Genomic DNA, 9,853 nt, shown 5'->3' with positions numbered 1-9,853 from the left:
AGGGCTCATGTAAGGCATAGGCTTGCAACTTGGCGGCGATGGGCTGGAGTTCGGTAGGCAAGGCAAGGGCTGGTGTATCTGGAACGGGATCAAACGCCACCCCAGCGCGCACGCCCAGCGCACGCATGATCCGCAGGTACACCAAGGAGAGTTCGCCGCGCACCTGACGCTCACCCGCGATGGCCGCATAAACACGCTTTTGTGCTGGGGTATCGCGGCGCTGGTGTTCGGTCCCCGTGTCCCAGGTGACAATACTCAACCCCTCGTGCGGGATGTAATGCTGCCAGTGGTCTTGGCTACGTTCGAGGCGCTGTTGGGTACGGCGATAAGCCTCGCTATGTTCGTTGGGTTCCTGGGGCGGACTGAAGCTGCTGTCGGGTTTGCTCAGCAACAGGTTTTCCGTGGCCAACGACAGGTAACCGCCGCCAACATCGGAGTGGCAGCCCGGTACAAACAAATCAGTGTCGGTACGGGTGAGCGAGAAATTGTGACGATGCTCGTCGTTGGCCACCAGTTGCACCACCTGACGAGCGCTGCCTGGAGCCAGGCGTAGATTCACGCCAGGATTAAGGGCGTTGTGCGGACTGAAATCATTGCTCAGCGGAGCAACGATGCCGGCCACGGTATCGAACAGGCCGATAAAATTGAGGATGACGTCGCTCCCGGCACGCCAGGCAAAGTCGGCACCAAGCAATGGCGAGCCCACTGGCAAGGCTCGGGCCAGCAGGCTGTCGGCTCCTTTGAGCAGATCATTGGCGCAGTGTCGAGCCGCCGCCGCGCCGCGACTGAAGCCAAACAGATCGACTTCAAGACGCCGAATCTTCAGGCTAGGGTTGTTTTCTCGAAACCGCCGTAACTGCTGCAGGACCAATGCCGGTGCCTGTTCGACCCTGGCCACCACGCCGGTATCCCCTTGGCCGCTGCCTTGAGTGTAGAGAGAATCACTCTGGCCGCTGCTTGTGCCGATACCTTCAACGTAGACCTTGATATGAGCTTGCTCAGCCCTGTTTGGTAATTGCACGTCGGCCTGATCCGGATAGAGATTATGCAGAAGTGCGACATTGCTGCTGGCGTTGCCATAGCTATTGTCGGGAGGCACTCCAGATGCATCGAAGCCATAGGTGGTACAGATTTGGCGAATCGTGACCGCCGTCTCCCTATCCATACCCAGATCACTGGCCCGACAGCCTTCACCGATTGCGCTGTTGCCCTGGTTGTTGCCGGTGCCGTCGAAGAACAAGCCCAGATGAAGCACGATGCCGCTCTGTTTCAGTTCCTCTTCTTCCTCCTCCTCTTCCAGGATGGGCTCCCGGACTGGCATTTCAGGCTTGGCTGTCGCCGGCGTAGGTGCTGGCGCAGGAGCCGGTGCGACAATCGGGGAGCGGCTGGCACCAGCGCTCGTGGGGGATGCCCGCTCGACCGGCGCAATCAACCGATTGCGCCCCGGTGGGCAGCCGCAATGGATTCGTGCGCCGTCCAATACGGTGGCAACCCCCATCCATTTCATGGCTGGCAGGCTTTCGACAATCACCCCGGCTTTGCCGCATAACGGACAAGAGGTGGTTCTATCGCCGAGCCGCAAGACGCTTCGCCCCCCTTGTGTGGCACTGGACAGGCTGCTGATACACACCGCGCCAGTGGTGGTCCGATCACCGTGCAAGCCTTGTCCCACGCCGTTGACACATCCTCGACCCATGATTCAGCCCTCAATCGATGGCAGGCAAGCGAGTTCCTCGAAGCCAGCCAGTGGCGGCTCGGTAAAAGCTGACGGGGCCAGCGTGCCGAAAAATTCAAGGGAGGCTGGGTGGGTGTGGCGTTGCTGCAAAGGGGTATTCATCTTGTTATTCCTAGTCCTTTGGGCTTGTTTGGCGACTGTCCCTGCGTCACTTTGTTGTGTGCCTGTATCGGGCGAATATCAGGGCAATGACTGCAAGAAGAGCGGCTGACCGTTCAAAGGCTAGCGTCCGGACCATCAAAAGTAAGTAGGACGCGTCTGAAACAGACTTTGGGGTATGGGGCGAATTCAACCGATAGCCAGCCCCTCGCATTTGCCCCGAAACCCGCTGTCTGCTAGTGTCGCGAGGGTTTAACGCCTATCGAGATCGCCGCCATGGCCCGCAAAAAAGTTTCCCTGGATTTCGAACAATCCCTTGCCGATCTGCAAACGCTGGTCGAGCGCCTGGAGAACGGCGAGCTGTCGTTAGAAGACTCGTTGAGCGCTTTCGAACAAGGCATCCGCCTGACGCGTGAGTGCCAGGGCGCTCTGGCCCAGGCCGAGCAGAAGGTGCAGATCCTGCTGGAGCGCGATGGCGAACTGGCCGAAGAACCCTTTGACACGGAACAGTCAGAATGATCAAAACCTACCAGGCGCGCAGCCAGCAACAGGTCAATACCGCGCTGGACACTTTGTTCGTCGCCCCGAGCGCCGAACTCGCCCGCCTCTATGAAGCCATGCGCTACAGCGTGATGAATGGCGGCAAGCGTGTGCGCCCACTGCTGGCCTATGCTGCCTGCGAAGCCCTCGGCGGCCTGCCGGAACAGGCCCACGGCGCAGCCTGCGCGGTCGAGCTGATCCACGCCTACTCGCTGGTCCACGACGATTTGCCGGCCATGGACGATGACGATCTGCGTCGCGGCCAGCCGACCACCCACAAGGCCTTCGACGAAGCCTGCGCGATCCTCGCTGGCGACGGTCTGCAAAGCCTGGCCTTCAGCGCCCTGCTCGACCCACGCCTGGGCGACCTGAGCGCCGAGACCCGCCTGACCATGGTCAGTACCCTGGCTCAGGCCGCAGGTCCCGCCGGCATGGTTGGCGGCCAGGCCATCGACCTCGGGTCGGTGGGCCTCAAGCTCGACCAGAAAGCTCTGGAATACATGCATCGGCACAAGACCGGAGCACTGATCGAAGCCAGTGTGATCCTCGGCGCCCTTGCCAGCGGCAATGCGCAGAAAGATGCGCTCAAGTCTCTGCGGACCTACGCCCAGGCCATCGGCCTGGCGTTTCAGGTGCAGGACGATATTCTCGACGTCGAAAGCGATACCGCGACCCTCGGCAAGCGCCAGGGCGCCGATATCGCCCGGGACAAGCCCACTTACCCGGCTCTGCTCGGCCTCGACAACGCCAAGGCCTACGCCCTTGAGCTGCGCGACCAGGCGTTGCACGCCCTGCAGCCGTTTGACGCGGCCGCCGAACCGCTGCGCGAGCTGGCTTGTTATATCGTCGAACGCCGCAGCTGACCTGGTGTTGTCCCAGGTCCTTCGCACGCTCAAAGGACCATCATCCGACCTGTCGATGCGACAGCGCGTGGGCAGCACGCGCGCCATAAGGTAAACTGCCGCGTCTTCATACCTATAACGATTCGCCTGATGCCCACGACGTTCCATGAGATTCCCCGCCAGCGCCCGACCACGCCCCTGCTGGACCGCGCCGATACGCCGGCCGGTCTGCGCCGGTTAGGTGAAGCCGAGCTGGAAACCCTGGCCAATGAGTTGCGCCTGGAATTGCTCTATTCAGTCGGCCAGACCGGTGGGCATTTCGGCGCCGGTCTCGGCGTCATCGAACTGACCATCGCGTTGCATTACGTTTTCGACACCCCGGATGACCGGCTGGTGTGGGACGTGGGCCATCAGGCGTATCCGCACAAGATCCTTACCGGTCGTCGCGAGCAAATGCGTACCCTGCGTCAAAAGGATGGCCTGGCCGCTTTCCCGCGCCGCTCGGAGAGCGAATACGACACCTTTGGCGTCGGCCACTCCAGCACCTCCATCAGCGCCGCCCTCGGCATGGCGATTGCCGCCCGGCTGCAGAACAGCGACCGCAAGGCCATCGCGGTGATCGGCGACGGCGCGCTGACTGCCGGCATGGCGTTCGAGGCGCTGAACCACGCGCCGGAAGTCGACGCCAACATGCTGGTGATCCTCAACGACAATGACATGTCGATCTCGCGCAATGTCGGCGGTCTTTCCAACTACCTGGCGAAGATTCTTTCCAGCCGCACCTACGCGAGCATGCGCGAGGGCAGCAAGAAAGTCCTTTCGCGCCTGCCCGGTGCCTGGGAAATCGCTCGCCGCACCGAAGAGTATGCCAAAGGTATGCTGGTCCCCGGCACCTTGTTCGAAGAGCTGGGCTGGAACTATATCGGCCCCATCGACGGCCACGACTTGCCGACCCTGATCGCCACTCTGCGCAATATGCGTGACCTCAAGGGCCCGCAGTTCCTGCATGTGGTCACCAAGAAGGGCAAGGGCTTCGCCCCGGCGGAAGTCGATCCGATTGGCTATCACGCGATTACCAAGCTCGAACCCCTGGACGCTCCAGCAACAACGCCGAAGAAGGCCAGCGGACCGAAGTATTCCGCGGTATTCGGTGAATGGCTGTGCGACATGGCTGCCGCCGACTCACGGCTGGTGGGCATTACCCCCGCCATGAAGGAAGGCTCCGACCTGGTGGCCTTCAGCGAGCGTTTCCCGCTGCGCTACTTCGATGTGGCGATTGCCGAGCAGCACGCGGTGACCTTTGCCGCCGGCATGGCTTGCGAAGGCGCCAAGCCGGTGGTGGCAATTTACTCCACCTTCCTGCAACGCGGTTATGACCAGTTGGTGCATGACGTCGCGGTGCAGAACCTCGACGTACTGTTCGCCATCGACCGGGCCGGCCTGGTGGGCGAAGATGGTCCGACCCACGCTGGCAGTTTCGACCTGTCGTACCTGCGTTGCATTCCCGGCATGCTGGTGATGACCCCAAGCGACGAAAATGAACTGCGCAAGATGCTCAGCACCGGCCATCTGTACAACGGCCCCGCAGCCGTGCGTTATCCACGCGGCACCGGCCCCAACGCGACCATCGAGAAAGGCCTGGAACCGATCGAGATCGGCAAGGGCCTGGTTCGCCGTCAAGGCCACAAGGTCGCCCTGCTGGTGTTTGGCGTGCAATTGGCCGAAGCACTGGTGGTCGCCGCAAAGCTCGATGCGACCGTGGTCGACATGCGTTTCGTCAAGCCGCTGGATGAAGCGCTGGTGCGCGAGATGGCTGGTCGCCATGACCTGCTGGTGACCATCGAGGAAAACACCATCATGGGTGGTGCCGGCGCGGCGGTCAGCGAGTTCCTGGCGCGTGACAACCTGCTTAAGCCGATCCTGCACCTGGGGCTTCCGGATGCCTATGTCGAACACGCGAAGCCGGCGCAGATGCTGGCCGAGTGCGGGTTGGATGTGACGGGGATCGAAGCGTCGGTCATCGCACGAATGCAACTGCTCGACCTGTAGAATTGCTCTCCCCTGTAGGAGTCGGCTCACCGCCTCCTGGCAGGCGGCAATTGCGTTGGGCCGCCCCGACACTGACCGCCCATGGCCCGGCGCTCGCCGATATCGCGACGACCCGCAGCAAAATCGCCAACCGGCGATGCGTCAGCCGAGTTGACGCGGAATCCGATAGAGGTAGAACACCACCACGGTGGACACCACCAGTAATACCAACGGCACTGCCTCCAGGCCGACGAATACCGCCAGGGCGCCGATCCAGGCAGGCAACGCCGCCACCACCAGCGCCTTGCGTCGAACATTCGCCAGGGCAATCCAGGCTGCCGGCTCTTCGGGGGTATCCAGGACAGCCTGGGTCGCGATCAGCGAACGCTTGTAGGCACCGAAAAACCGCAGACTGATAAACATCGAGGCTACGCCGGCAATGAACAACGGCATCGCCAGCACCGGCAAAAGCGGCGGCGACTGACCGAACAACCCGTTGGCGACAACCAGAGGCAACACACTCAGTACAAGTTGCTGGTACCAACTGATCGCCAGCCGGCGCTTCGCTTGCCCACGGGTCACGCCGAATCGGCCTCGCTCTGATGTTCATTGCCCATCATGTGACCGAGCTTGTCGGCCTTGGTGGCCAGGTAGAGTTTGTTGTGCGGGTTGTGCCCGGTGTGCAGCGGCACCCGCTCGGCGACAGTGATGCCCATATCGGTCAGCGCCTTGACCTTGCGCGGGTTGTTGGTCATCAGACGCAGGGATTGGATGCCCAGGTGCTCAAGCATCGGCAGACAGATGGCGTAATTGCGCAGGTCGGCGGCAAAGCCCAGGCGCTCGTTGGCCTCCACCGTGTCGGCACCGCCATCTTGCAACTCATAGGCACGGATCTTGTTCATCAGGCCGATACCACGGCCTTCCTGGCGCAGGTACAACAGCACCCCGCGCCCCTCGCGGGCAATCGCCTGCAAGGCAGCTTCCAGCTGGGAACCACAATCACAACGCTGGCTGAACAAGGCATCGCCAGTCAGGCACTCGGAGTGCACGCGGCCAAGAACCGGTGCACCATCAGCCACATCCCCAAGCGTCAGCACGACATGTTCACGATTAGTAGCTTCTTCGAGAAAGCCGTTCATGGTGAAGGTCGCAAAAGGGGTGGGCAATTTAGAAGCGGCGACGAAGACGACAGGCACCATATGCTCCTGATCAGTATGAGGACTGGAGATTCGCGGAGGTTGCAGTGTAGCAGGAGCATCCTACAGAAGCTTAAGTGGAATTATCCATGATAACTATCAATAAGTTTGATCGGTCGCGGCGGGTGCGCCGCTCTCGAACGGATAAGGCTGTTTCCAGCGTTCGAACAACTTGCGTAACCGAGCGCCCTTGACCAATTCATCCATCCGTCGGTCATACAGGGCCAGCAGCGCCCGCCCTCGCTCGCTATCGGAAAAGCCCAGGTACAACGGCAGCTCTACCAGGTGGGTACGGCGAAACACCGAAGGGTCCGGGGCCTGGCTGAGAACATAATCAACCTCGGTCAGGGCGTCGATGTAATAGTCGGCGCGGCTGTGCCGCAACATCGAGAGAATACCATCGCGGCGACGGATCTCGTTGAAGTGGTGCGCATTAGGCAGATAGTTCTGGTACTTGTAGCCACGCACCCAAGCCAGACGATAGGCACCCAGGGTCTCCAGACTGGGCGCAGGGTTACTGGCCAGCCCCAGGGCGTAGATATGGTCGGTATCGAAGTTCCAGCGCGGGTACAGAACGCCACTGATTTCCTTGCTGTAGGAGCCGACCCAGGCATCCGCTTCACCGCGCTCCACCAGGCCGACCGAACGGAGGTAGGGTTCGCTGCGGGTCTCGACCTTGACACCCAGCGGCTCGAATACCTCGCGCAGCACGTCCCAGGCCAACCCGCTGCCATCGGCATTGGTGTAGTCCAGCCAGACCTCGCTGACCAGGCGGATTTGCCCAGGCAAACCGGGTGTTTCAGCGGCCCAGACCAACGGGCAGAACCACAACGATAAAAACAGTCCCCACAACCGACAGCCAGACATACCCAATTCCTCAGGCAAGGAAATGAACCAATCCCTGCATGGCAAGCCAGGCGAACACCCCGGCCAGCACATCGTCCAGCATAATCCCCACACCGCCCCGCACATGTCGGTCGATCCAGCGGATTGGCCAGGGTTTGAGGATATCGAAGAAGCGGAACATCACAAACCCCGCTAGCAGCCAGTACCAGCCTTCCGGTACCAGCCACAGCGTGATCCACATGCCGACCATTTCGTCCCAGACGATGCCTTCATGGTCATGCACCCGCAGATCGTCAGCCACCTTACCGCACAGCCAGAAGCCGAACAGCATGGTGATGCCGAGCATCAACCAATAACCCCAATCCGGCAATATCTGCCATAACGGGATAAAAGGCAGCGCCACCAGCGAACCCCAGGTTCCCGGCGCCTTGGGCAACGTGCCGGAACCGAAACCGAAGGCGAGGAAATGCCAGGGATTGCGCCATACCGAGGGCGGCACGAATTCGGCCGGGACCTGTTGGGGATGATCTGTCACGGTGTCTCCGGAAAATGTTGGTAGCCCCGGACTTGCGGGGTAATGTCCTGGCCAGCGGCATCCAGCAGCGCCACGCCCTGCCCGGCGACCACTCGCCCGACCGCCCGTACCGACGCATGGCCGAGCAACAACCCAGGCAATTCGGCGGGTGGCAAGGTAAACGCCAGCACATAATCGTCACCGCCACTCAGCGCAGCGTCCCAGGCTGAAGTCTGGCCGAGAAACGCCAGCAATGCCGCAGACAATGGCAGCTTTTCCCGTTCAATCAGCAAACGCACCCCGGACGCCATCGCGATATGCCCACAATCGGCCAGCAAGCCATCGGATATATCCAATGCCGAGTTCGCCTTTCCACGCAACGCCAGGCCCAAGGCGAACTGTGGCCGAGGCGACCAGTAGTGGGCCAGCAGCGGTTCGGCAATCATCGGGACGGCGCTCCGCTGGCCCAGCACTAACGGCAAAGCGCCAGCAGCATTGCCCAGGTCGCCCCCCACACAGAGCAGATCGCCGACCTGGGCACCGCCACGGGTCAGCGCCTGCCCGGCTGGCACCCGACCAAACACCGTTAGCGTCAGGCTCAGGGGCCCGCGTGTGGTATCGCCGCCTACCAGCCGCAGATTGCAATGCCGCGCCATCTGGTTCAAACCTTGGGCGAACGCCTGCAGCCAGCTCGCTTCGTTGTGCGCCAGGGTCAGGGCGAGGGTAAAGGCGATGGGCGTGGCGCCCATCGCGGCCAAGTCACTCGCGGCGACGGCCAGCGCACGTTGCCCGAGCAGGAAAGGATCGCAGGGGTCAGAGAAATGCACACCCGCCACTAGCGTATCGGTGGAAATCGCCAACTGTTCCCCAGGAGGAACACTGAGCAGGGCGCAGTCGTCGCCGATCCCCAGTTCAACACCTTCGCCGGTCCGCGCACAGGGCGCGCAGGCAAAGAAGTTACGGATCAGTTCGAACTCGCCCATGGGAAGTGCAAGCGCCGATCAGCGCTTGAAGGCCTTCACTTCAGCTTCACGCAGGTTCGGCGCCAGCTTGTCGAGCACACCGTTGACGAACTTGTGACCGTCGGTGGAACCATAGACCTTGGCCAGCTCGATCCCTTCGTTGATCACCACACGGTACGGCACGTCGACGCGTTTGAGCAGCTCCCAGGTGGACAGGCGCAGGACCGCCAGTTCGACCGGGTCTAGTTCCTCGATCTCGATGTCCAGGCACGGCGTGAGCGCGGTGTCGATCTCGCTCTTGAACTGTGGAACGCCGTGCAGGATGTCACGGAAGTAGGCACCGTCGACGTCGCTAAAGTCGTTATCGACCCGGAACTGCGCTTCGATTTCGTTCAGCGACTGCTTGGCCATGTGCCATTGGTAGAGCGCCTGAGTCGCGAGCTGACGGGCTTCACGACGCTTGGCACTCTTGGATGGTTTGCCATGGCCCTCGGGCTTCGGATCGCGCGGGTTGAAACGATCGCTTTCGTCGCTAATCACACCGCCTCCAGCTGCGACAGCAGGCTGACCATTTCCAAGGCGGACAGGGCAGCCTCGGCACCTTTGTTACCGGCCTTGGTGCCGGAACGCTCGATGGCTTGTTCGATGGAATCAACGGTCAACACGCCGAAAGCGACCGGCACGCCGAATTCCATGGATACCTGGGCCAGGCCCTTGGTGCACTCGCCAGCGACGTATTCGAAGTGCGGAGTGCCACCACGAATGACCGCGCCGAGGGCAATGATTGCCGAGAAATCGCCTTTCTGCGCGACTTTCTGCGCAACCAGCGGGATTTCGAAGGCGCCAGGCGCACGGATGAGGGTGATGTCGCTTTCGCTCACACCGTGACGAACCAGGGCGTCAACGGCACCGCTCACCAGGCTTTCGACAACAAAGCTGTTGAAGCGGCCGACCACCAGGGCATAGCGGCCTTTAGGGGCGATGAAGGTACCTTCGATGGTCTTCAGGGTCATTCGACAAATCTCTTAAAGAGCCGGGACACGCCAAAGTACGCGCCCCTCAGTGATATTTGAACCGCGAATAAAAAGCCG

Annotated in this window: 12 protein-coding genes; 3 read left to right on the top strand and 9 right to left on the bottom strand. The window is 61.5% G+C overall.

Annotated elements, in window-relative coordinates; all coding sequences use genetic code 11:
• Window positions 1-1,696, bottom strand: a 1,696-nt coding sequence (locus AWM79_RS01355; RefSeq protein WP_082712557.1) for a phospholipase effector Tle1 domain-containing protein, incomplete at its 3' end; no start/stop codon positions are given.
• Between the two features lie 3 nt (window positions 1,697-1,699).
• A complete protein-coding gene (locus AWM79_RS24785; RefSeq protein ID WP_156430068.1) occupies window positions 1,700-1,837 on the bottom strand; it encodes a hypothetical protein in 138 nt (45 codons plus the stop codon).
• Between the two features lie 273 nt (window positions 1,838-2,110).
• Between AWM79_RS24785 and AWM79_RS01350 the strand changes: the two genes are divergently transcribed.
• The 3 genes from AWM79_RS01350 (at window position 2,111) to dxs (ending at window position 5,265) form a co-directional block, all read left to right on the top strand.
• Window positions 2,111-2,353, top strand: a complete 243-nt coding sequence (locus AWM79_RS01350; RefSeq protein WP_060781968.1) for an exodeoxyribonuclease VII small subunit — start codon at window positions 2,111-2,113, stop codon at window positions 2,351-2,353.
• Complete coding sequence (gene ispA / locus AWM79_RS01345) at window positions 2,350-3,237, top strand: (2E,6E)-farnesyl diphosphate synthase (RefSeq protein ID WP_060781967.1); 888 nt, start codon at window positions 2,350-2,352, stop codon at window positions 3,235-3,237. Before AWM79_RS01350 ends, ispA begins: the two co-directional genes overlap by 4 nt.
• Before the next feature lie 129 nt (window positions 3,238-3,366).
• Window positions 3,367-5,265, top strand: coding sequence for a 1-deoxy-D-xylulose-5-phosphate synthase (gene dxs, locus AWM79_RS01340; protein ID WP_060781966.1), 1,899 nt, complete (start codon window positions 3,367-3,369; stop codon window positions 5,263-5,265).
• Window positions 5,266-5,406: 141 nt separating this feature from the next.
• Here dxs and AWM79_RS01335 read toward each other — a convergent pair whose 3' ends face one another.
• From AWM79_RS01335 to ribH, 7 genes are all read right to left on the bottom strand, one after another.
• On the bottom strand, window positions 5,407-5,826 hold the full coding sequence (locus AWM79_RS01335; protein WP_017129930.1) for a hypothetical protein: 420 nt from the start codon (window positions 5,824-5,826) through the stop codon (window positions 5,407-5,409).
• Window positions 5,823-6,440, bottom strand: a complete 618-nt coding sequence (gene ribA / locus AWM79_RS01330) for a GTP cyclohydrolase II (RefSeq protein ID WP_026012965.1) — start codon at window positions 6,438-6,440, stop codon at window positions 5,823-5,825. Before ribA ends, AWM79_RS01335 begins: the two co-directional genes overlap by 4 nt.
• A gap of 99 nt (window positions 6,441-6,539) precedes the next feature.
• The gene (locus AWM79_RS01325; protein WP_017129928.1) at window positions 6,540-7,307 is read right to left on the bottom strand and encodes a substrate-binding periplasmic protein; all 768 of its coding nucleotides are present in this window, start codon (window positions 7,305-7,307) and stop codon (window positions 6,540-6,542) included.
• Window positions 7,308-7,317: 10 nt separating this feature from the next.
• On the bottom strand, window positions 7,318-7,821 hold the full coding sequence (locus AWM79_RS01320; protein WP_017129927.1) for a phosphatidylglycerophosphatase A family protein: 504 nt from the start codon (window positions 7,819-7,821) through the stop codon (window positions 7,318-7,320).
• Window positions 7,818-8,783, bottom strand: a complete 966-nt coding sequence (gene thiL, locus AWM79_RS01315; RefSeq protein ID WP_017129926.1) for a thiamine-phosphate kinase — start codon at window positions 8,781-8,783, stop codon at window positions 7,818-7,820. The genes AWM79_RS01320 and thiL overlap by 4 nt, the downstream gene beginning before the upstream one ends.
• Window positions 8,784-8,801: 18 nt before the next feature.
• Window positions 8,802-9,302 carry a transcription antitermination factor NusB gene (nusB, locus tag AWM79_RS01310; protein ID WP_017129925.1) on the bottom strand — a complete coding sequence of 167 codons (501 nt, stop codon included), beginning with the start codon at window positions 9,300-9,302 and terminating at the stop codon, window positions 8,802-8,804.
• Complete coding sequence (ribH, locus tag AWM79_RS01305; protein WP_017123284.1) at window positions 9,299-9,775, bottom strand: 6,7-dimethyl-8-ribityllumazine synthase; 477 nt, start codon at window positions 9,773-9,775, stop codon at window positions 9,299-9,301. Before ribH ends, nusB begins: the two co-directional genes overlap by 4 nt.
• Window positions 9,776-9,853 lie beyond the last annotated feature (78 nt).

The organism is Pseudomonas agarici (genome assembly GCF_001543125.1).
Classification (GTDB): domain Bacteria; phylum Pseudomonadota; class Gammaproteobacteria; order Pseudomonadales; family Pseudomonadaceae; genus Aquipseudomonas; species Aquipseudomonas agarici.
This window is presented reverse-complemented; position numbering and strand designations above follow the sequence as displayed.